The sequence below is a fragment of the Klebsiella sp. HN106 genome (genome assembly GCF_051209435.1).
GTDB classification, from domain to species: domain Bacteria; phylum Pseudomonadota; class Gammaproteobacteria; order Enterobacterales; family Enterobacteriaceae; genus Klebsiella; species Klebsiella oxytoca.
Window position 1 is genome coordinate 1 of sequence record NZ_JBLURD010000215.1, and the last position, 303, is coordinate 303.

The following is a 303-nucleotide window of genomic DNA, read 5'->3' on the forward strand; positions in this document are numbered from 1 at the left end:
AGCTGCCGGCGGGATGATGCTCCATCAGATCCGGTCGTCCGGCATCAAGCAGCGTCACGGCGCTGTTGAACGTGACCACTCCGCTACAGGGGCGGCGTCGGTGGCTCTCCTCGCGGCGGGCGCGGCGGCAGGCCGCGCAGTCGCAGCCGAAGACCGGCACCAGCTGAGCGCCGCCGGTGCCGGTTAAGCGGAGGGTCAGGCTCATCGTGTCACCTTTTGTTTATACCAGTTGATCCGCTTCGCGCGCCGCGTGGCTGCGCAGCAGGCGGAAAAATTCATCGACCGATTGTCGGAGACTGCCGT

At 66.3% G+C, this 303-nt stretch carries 2 pseudogenes; both read right to left on the reverse strand.

The window, feature by feature from the left end:
- Positions 1–205: pseudogene (gene phnP / locus ACSIPU_RS30980) on the reverse strand (phosphonate metabolism protein PhnP); the annotation flags it as partial.
- Between the two features lie 15 nt (positions 206–220).
- A pseudogene (locus tag ACSIPU_RS30985) lies at positions 221–303 on the reverse strand (ribose 1,5-bisphosphokinase); the annotation flags it as partial.